Source organism: Leptospira sarikeiensis, assembly GCF_004769615.1.
Classification (GTDB): Bacteria; Spirochaetota; Leptospiria; order Leptospirales; family Leptospiraceae; genus Leptospira_B; species Leptospira_B sarikeiensis.
In genome coordinates, this window is sequence record NZ_RQGF01000015.1 from 110180 (window position 1) to 126156 (window position 15977).

The 15977-nt window shown below is 37.5% G+C and carries 5 protein-coding genes; 1 reads left to right on the plus strand and 4 read right to left on the minus strand.

All coding sequences use genetic code 11. The features are described from left to right. Positions 1 to 3: 3 nt before the first annotated feature. Positions 4 to 1518, minus strand: a complete 1515-nt coding sequence (locus EHQ64_RS08020; protein ID WP_135648971.1) for a choice-of-anchor D domain-containing protein — start codon at positions 1516 to 1518, stop codon at positions 4 to 6. 483 nt (positions 1519 to 2001) lie between these two features. Here EHQ64_RS08020 and lsa26 point away from each other — a divergent pair, with 483 nt between their 5' ends. Then, positions 2002 to 2796, plus strand: coding sequence for a surface adhesion protein Lsa26 (gene lsa26, locus EHQ64_RS08025; RefSeq protein WP_135648972.1), 795 nt, complete (start codon positions 2002 to 2004; stop codon positions 2794 to 2796). On the opposite strand, the gene EHQ64_RS08030 is transcribed toward lsa26, so the two are convergent. From EHQ64_RS08030 to EHQ64_RS08040, 3 genes are all read right to left on the minus strand, one after another. After that, entirely contained in the window at positions 2786 to 3283 is a 498-nt protein-coding gene (locus tag EHQ64_RS08030) for a hypothetical protein (protein WP_135648973.1), read from the minus strand. The two genes, lsa26 and EHQ64_RS08030, sit on opposite strands and share 11 nt — an antisense overlap. Before the next feature lie 429 nt (positions 3284 to 3712). Next, positions 3713 to 11299, minus strand: coding sequence for a SpvB/TcaC N-terminal domain-containing protein (locus EHQ64_RS08035; protein ID WP_135649047.1), 7587 nt, complete (start codon positions 11297 to 11299; stop codon positions 3713 to 3715). A 212-nt stretch (positions 11300 to 11511) separates the two neighbouring features. Continuing rightward, complete coding sequence (locus EHQ64_RS08040) at positions 11512 to 15975, minus strand: LIC12048 family lipoprotein (protein ID WP_135648974.1); 4464 nt, start codon at positions 15973 to 15975, stop codon at positions 11512 to 11514. Between the last annotated feature and the right edge of the window lie 2 nt (positions 15976 to 15977).

The following is a 15977-nucleotide window of genomic DNA, read 5'->3' on the forward strand; positions in this document are numbered from 1 at the left end:
TTCTTAATATCCTGGGGATCCCACTTTTGCTTGGATCGTTTTGGAGAAAGCGGACCCAGTTACATTATTGAACTGCGAAAACGATTTTACCTTAATAAACCAGGTGCCGGCAGAACTTACCGTAATCGTTTTATAATTTGGAGTGAATGGGTCGCCCGCATAAGAAACTGAATCACATACTACTCCAGAATCTCCTTCCGCCGAAAAATCGGAACCTTTCTTATAACATACTTTGTAACCACCCGAGGCCATATGAACCGTAGTTTCTTTCGAATTGGCCCAAGTGACAATTACATCCCTTCTTCCTCCGGCACCTAAAACGTTTAGCACAGAGCTAGAACTATTTCCTCCGTTTCCATTCGGAGTATTCAAGGTTACGGTAGCAGTTTTAGAACCGGTACTCGCAGGGTTAAATTTCACCACAAAAGTAGTAGATGCATTCGGAGCTAAACTTGTAACTGCAGGTTGTGTAATGGTAAATTCTGCAGGATCCGCTCCCGCTTTAGCGACAGGGGTCCCTGACAAATCTAAATTAGAACTTCCTAAATTACGGATTGTGATAGTCTTACTCGCGGATATAGTCGTAGGAAAAATACTACCGAAAGAATAAGAAAGCCCGCTCGTGCTAGTAATATCCCGATTAATTCCGCTATTGTCTGAATAAGTCACAGAGATCTGAGGAACATTCCCGGAAGTACCTGTCCCAGAAAGATCCAAAACAAAATTAGAAGTATTCGGATCATTATTCGCAATCGAAATGGATGCAGAAAATGCGGATGCTGAACTAGGATTAAAAGTAACGGAGAAACTCAAGCTCTTCTTAGGAGAAATCGTTACCGGTGCACCAGTCGAATTAAACGAACTCGCATTCACACCAGTCAAAGAGATCCCACTTATAATTAAATTTTGTTCTCCGGAATTTTTAATCGTAAATGTTTTGGAAGAACTTCCACCGGAAGGAGCATAAAAATTGGACTTAGAACTTGAGATCAGAGTAAAACTACCTTCTGAAACCTGAATGCCCGGAGCAGGGGACTCGATTCCTGTGCCCTTAAGATAAAGAATAAAAGTCCCTATATTAGGATCATCTGATGCAATTACCAAATACGCGGACTTAACTCCGATAGAATTCGGCTGAAAACTGATCTGAAAAGAATTCGAATCGCCTGTGTCTAGGCTATTAGCTGAAGGTTGGGAATCGATCACGTATTGAGAAGAATGAATTCCGCTTTTTGCAACTAGATCCGGGCTCCCTGTTAAGTTTATCGTAAAATCCCCATCATTCTCTACTTTCAAAGTCGAGGAGGAAGAAGAAGTAAGTAAAACCGATCCAAGCGAAAGAGTGGAACCAGAAGAATACTTTTTACCATCCGAATCCAGAACATGGAGTCCTTTTATAGAAGTTCCGGAAGGGAAAAATGGAAATAATTTACTGCCTCCTCCGCCCCCGCAACCAGGCAATAGAGAGAAAGCAGAAATAACGGCGACAAAGACAAATTTAAAAGATCTTGGATCCAAACTCTAATCCTAATAAAAAAATAAATTCCGACTTTCAGAATCTATTTATAAATATGATTTTTTATTGAAAGGGAGACAAATAATTCCCTCATCCTATTGGCGAATTTAAGAAAAGTTACGTCCAGAAAAATATAGAAATCCTCAAATAAGATTTGGCAGAATAATTCTAAAAATCATTGGAAAATAAGGAACTTATCTGCCTATTTCTGTCCCTTTAAACTTGGATCTTTAGATCCTCGAATAGCCGATTGCCAATAAGATTATCATGGACCTGATCAAGCGTGATCCGTTTAAACCTTTGAACTTTAACCTTCATTCTGAGGTTTTCAAATTTTCCGAAATTTTGATATGGAATTGTGATAATTCGGAAAGAAAATATCGGGATGCTTCCCCAGATTTTCTTGTAAAAAGAAATAATTTAGATCCAAATCGACAAATGCCGATAGGTTTGAAGTATCTAAAAACTTCGTCGAATAAGGATTTATGACTCCAAGAAATATTGCCGTACTTCTTTATATTTCGATACTTTTCATTTTTCATTCCCCGGTATCCGCTTTAGGAACGTATTCGGAAGGTTGGACGGTCGCAAAATTGATCCAATTCGAAAGCCGAGGTATCGTTTACGAATCCTATGAAGGGGTCATCGAAGTAATCACATACGATCCCGCTGAAGAATGTAACGAAGAAAGAGATGAATGTTATGTGCCGATGAGAAAGAAGGCCAACTTCAGCGTCCGCCCTGAAAATGCGGATGTAGTAAATTTTTTAGCTAAAAATTTAAATCAAAACATTCTCATCCAATTCAACATTCATAGGATCCAACCGATCGCATTGTCCAGTAGCGTTGAAGTAATACATGCCCAATATCAAGAAAATATAATTCCTCATAGCAATCCAGTAAAAGATCCTAGCGGCAGACTTACAGTTTGGGTGCAAGCTCATGATACAGCTCATCCAATAGATAAGATGGCAACTAAAAAGACCGGAGGAAAAAGAAACTTTTCCGTAATGGGAAGAATACTCAGCTTAGAATATAAAGGAACCTTGGTTGGAACATATGAAGGACTTTATATGGATGAGTCTAAAGGCAAGATCCATCCGTTTTCCATCACTTCGGAAGAAATGGCCGAGTTCGCATGGAAAGCAATGAAATATACCGGGAAATATTATCTTGGGATTTCAGTAGCGTTCGTAACAGGTGTGAGAGAATCTCATTACGATGTATTCGAAATAAATTTTAGAGAGCCTGCCGGGTCTCAAGAAAAACCTAAAAATTAAAGATCGAAATATAAGATCTTTGATCAGGAATATTTTTTTTAGAGATCAAATATCCTTCATTGTCTAAAAGAACTAAAACTTCTAAACTTCCGACAGAATTTTTAGAATGATCCTCTCGAATATATACATTCGCAGCACTTAGCTCCACCGGAGCTTCCAATCCGAAATGAAGAATGTCCCAAACCACTTCTTCTTTCCAAAAACTTTCTTCGGATTCGGATCCCTTCTTCCAACCTTGTTTTAAAAAATTCTCTTTAGAGATCTTAAGATCAAAATGGGCATATATTGAATTTTCAGAAGGTTCAGAAAGTATCCTTAGATTCTTTACACCTTCCAATTTATGTGCCTCTACATAAACTGCTGCATCTTTTACGATCGGTTTAGAAGTGTCCGGAATTTCGTATAATTCTCCCTCACAATTCGAGCTGAAAAGGAAGGACGCGATAAATATACCGGCGTATAAGAAATGTCGAAATCGAGGCATCATATCTTATTATACGAAGTTAATTAACAAACAGGGACAGGGATTTTTCAATTTTTGGAGGAGAAATTCAAGATTTGAGGAAAATTTTAGATATAATCTGGGCCGTGATTTAAATTCAAATTGAAGTATGTTAGAAACTACTTTATGTATTATTGAAAATAATTATTCACCATCGATTTAATATAATAAATTAAGATAGTAAGAACTTATCCCATCCTTTCTTAATAATTTCTTCACTAGTCGCAAAAACTAGATCTTCACCAAACATAAGCTTACCATTTCCCCAATCTACCTCATTGGGATCGTTCCAACTAACCTCACATTCAGAGCAGCATAGAAGTAACTCCTCCGAATCCTTTTTCCTTAAAATTTGTACCCACCCTTGGGAACATACTGGGCATTCTTTTACACAATTTATATATTCATCTGAATTCATTTGCTTAACTGACTTGCACTTTTTAAAGGCACCCCCCTTCCTGAAGGATAAGAAGTAATGAGCTGCCGAGTCCCTGTCTTTGTAATGATAGTAACATTATTAAGGCTATTTTTTTGCCCCCCTAATCCGCCTTCATAACCCGCTCTTTCATATGGAATTACATAAATATCTGTCCCATTCACGTTATGGTAAAATTGAGCGGAACCTCTGTCTTTCCAAGCCATATTTGTTGTTTCAATCGGATCATTATAAAAAACACCATGAAAATTTTTGTTATAATTATTTTTTCCATGAGCAGATACATGTTCAATTCGAGTTTCTCCAGTACTCTTTTTAACAACACTCCAATCTAAAGGTTTACCATGATTGATTAACCTTCCCCATATAATAGAGAGATTTGTTTTTAATCCTTTTAAACCACCGGGATTAGAAATTTTAAAATTATTTTCAATAGGTCCAAAACTTGTTCTTGAAGGACGAGCAGTTCCACTTGTTATACCTGGTAATACCGAGCCAACATAAACACCGGCTACGAACATACCGAATCCACCAATAGCCATTCTATCCGGATCATTTTCATATAACTCTTCGTTAAGATAATCTGTTGCTTCCTTTATTCCCGGTAATTGTCCTATAAAATAACCCGGTACATTCGACGGTTGCATAGCATTCACTACATATGCAGTTTTCAAGAATGAACTATTTCGCATATAATGAATACGCTGATCCACATCGGAAGATTCTGCTTTGGTAGCACCAGAACACGTCGCAGCAAAATACGTCCATAATCCACCTACGCAATGCCCAGTAGGATCTTTATAATTAATCGGATTTCCTTTTACATATGAAAATCTATTCCAACCTTGCGTATCAACAGCACCATCAATTACGCTATCCGCACTAGTAAATCTTGCGATCTGAGGATCGTAATATCTTGCATTATAAAAATAGAAATTAGTTTCCTTATCTAATTCTTGAGAGTTGTACTTTGGATCAAAATCTTGATTTCCCCTTTGGACAAAGGCCTCTCCGTAAGGTTCATATTGGATCTTACTGACAGTCTGAGCATTATCATTTAGTATCTGTCCGACTGAATCGACTTGGTCTGTAAGGAAATAAGCTGTAGTCCCTTCTTCATTTAGGGCCGCGATACGGACCCCATTCAAATATACATTATTAACAGATTGAAGAACATTGGTTTCAGATACATATTCTAATCCGTAAAATTTATTTGGATATAATATCTCTAGATTTTTAGTACTAGCCCCATTTGGAACGATTGCAGTTTTACGGATCCTAAATCCACCTTCATCGTACGTGTATCGACCAACTTCCGTTCCTAATTTGTCGAGGACATAGCTAATCCGATTTTCGGAATCATAGTTAATTTGTTTTCTCAGGTCTTTCGAATTGTCCTGTTGAGATATCATATTCCCAACCGGATCGTAATTCATTTGCAAAGTAGAGATCCCTGATTGTGTAGAGTTTATCGTTAAAACTTGGTGGTTTTGATACTGGTAGGACCACCCATCCAGAAGCTGCCCCCCAGAAAAATCATGAGTTCTCTTCTTGAGTAGATTTCCGTTTTGAGCATAATCAAAACTTTGGCGGAAATTTTTTGTATAATTATCTGCAGTTTCTGTATAAATCCCGCTCGCAGTAATAAGGCGATTCAATCCGTCATAAGAATATGAATAATTCGCGTTAAACTCAGAGGCGGAGTTTGTTATTCCTATGATATTATTATTTTCGTTAAATGTATATATCGCATCCTGAAGAACCTTCGTATTACCGTCTACATCTCCAGATGATTGGATACGAATTAATCTTTGTTTTGTGTCGTAAGTGTAAGCAGTTTGAACTCCATTTCCTAAAGCAAAAGAAGAAGTTTGCCCGAATTCATTATAATCTATCCCCGAAACAATCGTTTTGCTGCAAAAACCGGGAAGTACTCCATTCGTATTGATTTGAACAGAAATCCCGGTAATATAGCCTGCGGAACCATAAGAATAGCAAGCTTTCATTCGGGTATGATTCACCGGATGTTCCGGATAATCGATGGTTGTCACCCTTCCTAGCAGATCGTAATTATAGTCTGTAATATATGGACCTTGCACATTTTCTAAAGGGATTCCCTTTAAAGAACGCGTTTCTGATTTCGTTCTCCCCAACTTATCATAACTGAAAGTTTTGAGTTGGTTTTGATCTTCTACAGAAACTAATTTCCCGATCGCATTTGCACTTCCCGATCTAGAATCATAATCGAAGGAAATTATCCCTTCCGGGAGTTCTTTTGCTACGACCCTTCCAATAGAATCGTAGGTAAAATTTGTAATATTTCCTTTTGCATTTGTTGTTTTGGTAAGATCTCCAAATGCATTATACACATTTTTTGTTACACCCAAATCCGGATCACTTTGAGTAATTAGCTGTCCGAAGGCATCGTATTGCCAATATGTTTGATTTTGACCGGAAAGATCTTTTTGGTTAATTCCAGTTGCGATGTCCCCACAGTTTAGAACACCACTTCCATTCAAGTCGGATTTTTTTATTAAATTTCCAGATATATCATAACAAAACCCAATCTGCGCTTTTGTTCCGTCGATCCCTGAATCCTCTATATATAAAACTTTTCCTCTAGCATTCTGAATGGATTTCTTTCTAGTTCCACCGCTTCCTTCTACTAGTACTTCAAAAGCTCCATTATACTTTGTGCTGATAATTGTAGCGGAATTTTCTCCTACAGCTTGTGGAAATATACTTTTAGTTTTTCTTCCTACCGCATCGTATTCGAATGAAGTAGGATTTCTCTCTTCGAGATGAAGTGCAAAACTTTGTAGCTCCGATCCATCTGCCCATTCCGGTTGTCCAGCCCGAATGACTCTACCTGCAGGATCGTATACGATCCGACCTGAACGTATATATTTTCCGTCAGATCCAGACTTAACCTGATATATATGTCTGCCCAGGCCATCGGCATACTTTCTGGAAACATAGTCGGGATCACCCGATCCGGTTGCTAAATTACTGAATGCGCTTAATGGAAAATTAGAACTATAACTATATGAAGATAAAAGTTTATTCCCCGAATCAGTATCAACGGAAGTTTCAACTAATCTTCCATAATCATCATATTCAAATTGAGTTTTATTTCCATTCGGATCTAATGCCTCTATGGGAAGACCGAATGCGTCCGAATAATCGATTGCATATATAGTCTTAAATCGAATCGATCCTCCGAACGTTACGGATTCTTTCAAGAACTGATGAAGTTCATCATCATATACATATTCTTTGCCTCGACCGGGACTTGCACTCGAATCCTTTTCGGATATTTTATTCCCATAAGTATCGTAAGTAAAATCTTGTATCGAAGTCTTTGTTATAGGCAAACCACTTCCGGTATAAGTAGTAACAGTTCTAGTTAAGTTTCCAAAACTATCATAGGTCATTACTGAAGTTTTTTCAGTGTTGCTTTCTTGAAATCCGATCGATTTTTTCATTCTCCTTTCATTTGTATTCGGATCAGTTTCAAACTCATACGAATTTGCAACTGTTTCAGAAGGATGTGAAGCATCCTCGTAATGATCAGTCGCAGTTTCAATTTTCTTGGTAATGTTATAACCATCGATTGTAAGCGTATTTGTGGTAGTAGTTAGCTTACTTCCGGACATATAAGTTTCTTTTCGATTAGAATACGCTACGTAAGTTGCAATTCCGGGAGAAACTTCCATCTTTTTCACATCGTAGTAGGTAAGAGATTTTCCATATTCTGCATTATCGGATCCAAGAACATGCATTTCTTTCTCAGCACCACCTAATGCACGGTTCATCATAAAGTCAGAATACGGCATACTATGGAATGAATGGACAGTGTTAGCCCCCAAACTGTCTTTCATTGAAAAATTAGTAAATCCGAAATAATCCGTTTCTTTCTTTCCGTTAATGAAAGCTGAAAACGCTACGCCACCACTATACTGATATGATTTTTGAATCCTATTTCCGAATCCGTCATCTGCAATGATTTTGGTGCAAACTCGATAACTAGTAGGAAGATCAGGAATTCCATCCCCTCCAGTATTATCAAACTTAGTAGAATTTTCGTATTCAAGATCGTATGTGCCGCCAATACCATTTCTGATCTGATTAATTACATCCGGCACTGATCCAGTCGAGTTTGCAAAATACCAAGTGGGTTCCTTTAAATGGAAAATCCCGATATCAGTAATTCCATCTCCATTATAATCACCCTGGATCCAAACATAAGGGTATACTTTAGAGAATAAGTCGGAACGATCGATAGAGCGACTTATGACCGTTCCAGGTAATGCTACCGAAGAAACTTTCGTTATATCGAAAATTTTATATGTATCAAACTGAACTACAATAGGGTTTCCGCTTGAATCAAAATCGCCGCTAAAAGATGCAGATACAGCGGAATATGAAGTTAATGCAATATTTGATCCCGAAATCTTGAATTTATAAAATGTAGTACTATCAGCTAATGTTTTGCCGATTAAAATCGATTTGCCAGAAGTTTCAGAATAAAGCCCATATCGAATTCCACTAGATAATGTAGGATCAAACTCAACAGAAGTAAGTGGCAAATTCGCACTTCCACTCGCCGGCGTAAGTTTAGTAAACTGAATTTTAGAATTTGTAATATCGACTACTCCGATATACCAAGAGTGAATCGAAGTTGAACGATCTACAATTATTAGCTGAGATGTATTATCAGTTGTTCCGAGTATATTTCCCGAAAATATACTATAGTCTCTTCTCTTCAGTCGATTTTGACCGGTAGTTCCCAACCGAAACATATTTGTAATATTTGTTTGCGTTAATGCACCAGCTGGAATTAAAACCTTATTTCCGCTTAAACTACTTAATACGAATTTTCCGCTTCCTGCAGTTGGTTGATCATCGATAACTAATACAGACTTTGAGCTCGCATTTGCAAAATTATCGATGATGAATGTAGTATCATCATAATAAAAATTACCTACTTCCGAATCGCTGAAGGAAGCAAAGTTGGTTTTTTCGAAAGTTGAGGCACTTGCACTTCGTAATGCAAAAAATGAATTTTGAATTCCGGTTTCTTTATAAAATAAGATTTCGTCTTTGCTATTTCTAGTATAGCGATCTATTCTTCCTGAATTTGCAATTTTTTGGTCAGTTGTTTCAGGATTAAAATCAGCAAAAATTCCTGATACTGTTGCTGATCCGACTCTTAAGTCGAATTTATTTGTTTTTCTATTATATATTACTAATTCAGGCGATAAGGAACAATCGTTTGTAGTAAAACAACCAGGAAATACTAATTCTCCACGATTTGTATAATCATTTCCATCATATGTGTAATCAATTATAAGCGTTTTGGAATCAGATGCAGTTTGAACGACCGAAAATCCTTTAGAAATTTTGACTTCATCTATAGGTAAAGGAGATTGCATAACCTTCTCAACCGAAGGGCCGTAATTCATATCATTATAAATTCGAAAGCGAAATCCGCTTCCCGTTGCCTCTCCAATCCAAAATTTATTATCACTAGCTGAAAAGAAACCTACGTCAGTATTTCCGTCGCCGTTAAAATCTCCCTGAAGCCATTTTGTGATTTCTTTAAATTGTGGGCTTCTTGACCAAACTTTAAAATTTATAGTCCGGTCTCCTGTTTTCCCGAAAACCCATTCTCCATTTGATCTATTAAAAACTAAAAAGTCTGAGAACCCATCACCGTCAAAGTCTCCCGAAAATCTATCTTGAGAGAACAATCTCTCCTCGGGAGCAGTAAATACTTTATAGAGATACCATTCTATTTTGAAATAGATCGGATCAGAAGGATCCGGATTCCTATAATTTTCTCCTACAAACCATTTTCCAGATCGAGCATCATAAATGGAAATATCTGTCCGACCATCTCCGTTATAATCTCCTACTAAGAAGTTGACATGCAATCTTCCTCGCCCCTGAACAGAACTATCTGATGTAGTTACACTATCCAAATTCCCATTCGGATTATAGTCCCCTCGAAATATATTTTGGAATTTTTTTGAAAATTTTAGGAATTCAAATTGACCGCCTTTATTTAGCATTAAAGTCCATTGGCCGGTCGGCTCATCAAAGAGAATTGAATCAGATAATCCGTTTCCGTCGTAATCTCCGGGAAACCATTCCATCCGGAAAATATCCGGAATACCTGACATTAGTTTTCCATAACTTTTAAATTGGAAATTCGTTCCAGTATGTTCAGCTACAACAAATTCCTTCGTTTGGGGAAGATAGAATGCTATGTCTGATCTTCCATCCCCATTATAATCTCCGGTAGCATTTCCTTTAAAAAATCTTATTTTATCTAAACTTCCAAAATCTTTATATCGATTAGCGTAAGTTTTAAAAGTATAACCTCCACCAGGTTTTCCCTCGGCTGCTTTCCAATTTCCAGTTTGAAAATTGAAAAAAACGATATCTGAAATTCCATCCCCGTTAAAATCTCCTTCAAAAAATTCCGCATCACCCGGAATTTCTTCCGGTTCGGAAGAGAATGAATTCGCTACATTTTGCCAAAGCAATAGTTTTGAAGCTTGCTGATAATTAAAATTTGGTTTCGTTGTATTTCTGTCGGAATCGATCGTTTTTAATAATGGTCTCCCAGAATCGGCAGATATGTCATAGTCCATTCGATATTCCCAGAGTTTATTACCGTTATATCCGACTTGGATCTTATCCAATAATTTGTCTGTCTTAACGATATATCCGGGAACTTTGCTTACATAAGAATCGTCTCTATCTTTCGTGATAAAACGAACATATTGTTTTGGACTTGCTCCACTTCTTGAATTTCCTGTATATCGAACTTCTTTAAGATATAGAGCATGATTTTCGGAATATTCAGAGGTATCATATTCAATATCCATAAAGTTCCCATTCGTATCCTCTACTCGAGAAAGATTCCAGCTATATGTGCGGGTAATCTTGGCTGGATCATAAATGCGACTAGAAGAATTTTGACCAAAAAAGGATTTTGTTCCCAACGAATCTTGAACTTCCCAGATCCCGCCATTCTCTATATTTGTTAATTTTAATATGGTAAAATCTTCTCCTACAACTTCCGGACGATATATTCCATTCTCGTTACCGGAAACTCCTGAAACTTTGATTAACTTTTTGCCATTCCAGGAAAAGCTATCTCTATAATCGTAATATAATGCTCCAAATTCAGGAGTTCTTATAATAGAACCTAATCCAAGACTCCATCCAACTCCTAGCCACCCATCTCCTCCAGACGAAGAATAAGTTAAACTCAAATTCGGTTGGATCCCAAGACGACCTGTCGCAATCTGAATTGGATAAGCAAGAGATACCGTTCCATAATTATTTGGTTCAGGAGGAGCAATAAAGACTGCTCCTGCTAAAGGATCAGCCTTTGTTTGTGGATCATCGATTGAAGAACTGTAATTCGTTGAAATTGAATATAAGTCGCTTCCTTCAGGAGATGGAGCAGAACCGGGAGATGGAAATGAAGTACCTTGATAGAAAGATCCTCCTCCTGCTACGCTTAATAAGCGAGAAAGTATGTGGTCCATTCCATTACCTGCTTGGCAAGAAGCCAAAAAAAGTAGTAGAGCTAAAGCACGAATAATGGAAGAACAAAAAGACGGACCATTTGCTGATCTGGACTTCTTGGAATCTATCTTTTCTGAACCAATTACTATCATACGATCCCTTTAAAATTTAATTATAATCAAAAGTATAAAACGCTGAGTTCTTTAAAACGTTCAGCGCATTTTAAATACTTTTAATACTTAATCCGAGAAGTGATCGTATAATCTCGTTCAATCATTGGAGCTACGAAAAAGTTATTTAAACCATATTGAAGAGCACCTGGATTTAATAAATTAATGCCGTAACCACGTATTAACGGTTGAGGAGTTTCTGCACCAGCGAGCCAAAAAGCCATCGCTCTGCCCGAATCTACTCCTACTACTAAATCAGGTGTTGTTTGAACCCCTTTATTAGTAGTGCTTAAGAAGAACTCTCCTCCACCTTTAACTTCGAATGGAGATAAAGTTGCAGTTCTTCCTCTAACGGTTGTATTCCCACCAGTTGTATGCTCCCAAGCGGTTACTATATAATTTCCGTCAGCAATTCTTGGAATTCCAGCCATTCGGGAAGTTGCAGGTAAAGGATTGTTCAGCACTAAAGCTTGATTGTATAATAATTGCCCATTCGGAAGCGATAATAGCTTCAAACGAACCTCATTTGCAGTTGTTACATATTGAATTAACCCAGGATTTTGAGTTATATTTAATTTAACTGAATTCGAAACGTTTGAATCAACTAGATACGAAGGGGCGATAAATGTTCCAGAGGTTAAATCGAATCCGCGTGCATACAGATTTCCCGTAACGAATCTGCAAACAGCTACTCCAAAGTTTCCATTCATTCCACTTGAAAAAGTCATATTGTAGGCAGCATTAAATGCAGCGGGAATATTATTAGAATAATCCCCCGGCTTAAAAGTCATGGAAAATGCCTCTTGCGAAGTGCCAATTACCCCATTTGTCAAAAGATCAATAGAAGCAATCCTCATCTTTGCTATCGACTCATAGGAAGCTCCGCTAGTAACGTAGTTAGCTGTTAGAAGAGCTTTCGTTCCGGAGGCACTTGCAGTAACTCTAATACTCTTGTTGGCGATGTCCATTGGGATATTAAAATATGAGCCCTGCGCTAAAGCGGCCCCGGTACTTAATTGATATATTCGAAAATCTGCATAATTCCGAATTGCCAAAAGTTCTGATACTGAGTTATTCCAAGTTACTATAGCTTGGTTAGTTCCGATAGCAGCATCAAAGTTTCCCACTGAAACTGCCCAAGCATCTCGAGTGAAAACCTTTGCATCTGCGAATAATCGAGCTCTAGTTGTAAGATCCCAAAAATTTATATCGATGTCATTTCCATTTTGCCATACAATTACAACCTTACCGTTCTCATTTACTTTCGCTGTAAACTTACCAGTGATTGCTATTGTGTTTAGATCTATCATTGGGCCATATTCTTGTTTAGTTGAAATTTGGTAGAATCGTCCCCAAAGATCTGCATCTTTTTTCCAAATTACGAGTGCAGTGTCTCCGTAAGATACAGTAACTGGGCCAGCTAAGGCCGTCGTGCCGGTATTTTGGCTGATTATAATATCCTCAGATCCAGGTTGTAGTTGGTATACTTGGCCAGTACTATTTGTAAGTCCGAATAATCCGCCTGCTAGGAAATTTTTGAAATCACCGCCGTCTGCCCAAGAACTCCACGCAGCTACGCCGCGATTATAATTTCCAATCCAATTTACCGCATTATAATCAGGTCTTAAACCTAAGCATCTAGCAGGATGTTTAGGATCAGAACTACAGCTGATAGATGAACTAGGTAAAAAAGAAAGATACTGAGGGCTCAAAAATGCAGTCGGTATAAAATTCGTCTGCACATCATTATTCCATTGAGATGTAAAATTGGTATCTTGCGTTATTCTAACGTCTGGCCCATCTAAACTACTTTTTGTAGAAACAAACTCTAGCTTATCGGCCTTAAAAGAACTAGCTCTATCCAACACTATCGTAGTTATTCCTTCGGAATTAGGCCCTGAAGAAGTTTGAATAGTGAATGTATTTGCATTTTCTCCGATGGACAGAATATCACCATTCTGTATTTGCCCTCCAGCATTATATATAAGAATTGAAGCATCACCAATTTCTAATGCTTTTGCAAGTTGACCTCTCATTTTAGAAACCTTGCTATAATGTAGAGGCCAAATACTGTTTCGATAAGCATTATTGTATGACGGACGAATATACAACTCGATCACACTTGTATCTGGATCTAAATACTGATGCAAGCTTGGTAATTGCAAACATAACGTTAATGTTTGTGAAACTAATATAAAGCTAACTCCGCATGATTGTAGTTTATAGGGATCGTTTATCTTAATATCTTTTTCGATATGCATCCAATCTGTTCGCTGGCCTCCAAATCCAAGACTGACTTCGAAATCAGAAACTTCACTTAATTCATATAAATCGTTTGTTGCTGACCTTTTCATATCATAACTAAAACCAGTAAAGTATTGATAGTTTCCAGCAATAGTAGGACTTCCGAAATTGGGGTTTAAATATCTAGTTTTATCTAATTTAATATTAACTTCAACTCGCTCACCAAAACCCACTGCTCCCAAATAAACCGATCGCATAGTTGGATAATAAGGAGTCTCTCCCAACATAGAAAGATCCCATGTGGTATTCATCTTAAATGAGTTACTTGTGACTAATGGGCTCGTTCCATAATCTTTAATTTTTGCTCCATAATCTTTCATCGAAATATAAACTATCTCGATTGTGTCTCCAGCCCAGATTAGTGAATCGATTCCTTTTAATACTTGAGCAGGCTTTAAAGAGCTAGGGTCAAATAATGCTACTTGTTTATTTGGTTCTTGGCCATATGTGACGTACTCAGTAAAGTTGTAATATTTACCTTTTGAAAATACTACCCAAAAGCCGGCATTATCCTTAGTAGCTTGATCCCAAGTGCTTAGTGGGGTTTGTTCGCAAGCACTTCTAGAAACTCCATCAGAACCAATTATATTTTCTTTAGGAGTACACGGTGTTGTGCTTTTTATTCCGGATATACTTTTAATTCCGCTGCTGAAAATTCTAGACTTATCTAGTTTGGGGGCTACCTCCTCAAAATTTACCACCGTATTTTGGTATTCTATTTCCAAACCAGAGCATGCAATTCGATCTAATGCTTTTCTTAAGGTGATACCTGGGCTTAACGAAGTTGCAGTTTTAGCAATACACGGGTTATTATCTCCACCAGTCGCTTCAAACGCAGCGACTCGATACATTTCTCTAAAACCAGGTCCAAATATTTTAATGAGTGCAGTTCTCGCTTTCGCGTTTTCTTCAACTATTTTGAGATTATCTCCGCTAAAATTCAACAGCATCGATCTATAGTTTGAATCAGGAACATGAGTCATCTCATAATCTACTATATAGATTTTTGGAGTGTATCCTGAGGCAATTGCCTTTTGCACCTCAGCCGTATTCAGGCCGTCTAACTCGATCACATATGGGCCAAACTTTGTACCGCCATATACAGCGACTTCAAACAAACTATAATCTGCATTTCTTAAACGAAAACTTTGTATAGGAATTAAATCACCCGCAGAAGATTCGAACATTAAAGAACAAAGAATATTCTTTAATTTTACAGGCATATTTACGGACTGATTCTCTATATAGAGAGCTGCCCTTACATATCCAGCATTCGCATCAACTTTTGAAACTTCGTTAATTTTCTGAGATTTCTCTCTCCTGAATTTTCTAGCCTTGTCGGTACTAGAATTAGCTTTAACAGTCCATCCTTCTCTATCCAAGTTGTTCTTAAATGGTTTATCAGCCCATTTTGTTACAGTCTTGCTAGTTGAAGCAGAGGCACCCCAGCTCTTACTAGATTCTTTACCGTAATTTAATCCAGTTCCCTCTGTTTTTGTAGTTTTTGATTTTTGTTCCTTTAAATCGGTTTCAGTAGTTTCTTTTGGACCAGTATCAAATCCTCCATTTGAACCGCCACCGGATCCGATATTTACTGAAATTGAATCGCTATAAGTATCTTCATATTGAACCGTCTTCAGGTTAACTTCATTTTGATGGATACTTTCAGACCCCTGATTTCTAGTTGATTCGAAATCTTGAGAATTGATTTCGCTAATGATTTCATCGCTTTTTAGTTCGCTACTTAGAAGAATTTCGATCTTCATAGTTACTGGAGGAGCAACGATCGTATCAACCATTGGATAATCCGCTACCCAAACATTTGTAGTACTCTCATGTATATTAAGAATACCGTCACCATCGAAGTCATTTGTTATTGACGTACCGGTAGGATCAATTGCACCACCAAAATTAGATGCATTGATCGCAGTACCTGGCGCATAGGAAAAAAGTTTATTAGGTTGAACTGGCTTAGGATCGGTTATTAACCCAACTTTCTCCGTAGTCAGTTTAATGGCAGTGGATAAATCAACATCTTGGCTGTTATCCCCACCCCAAAAAGAACAAGAACTGAATGTTAACAAAACAGGAACCAAACCAATTACGATAGACATTGGATTCAGCATTCTAAAACTAAATACATACTCTATATGTGAAGAAGGGATAAATTTTCTCACGGAATTAATAAACATATTCATTTTTTCTAATACTATAATTTTCATCG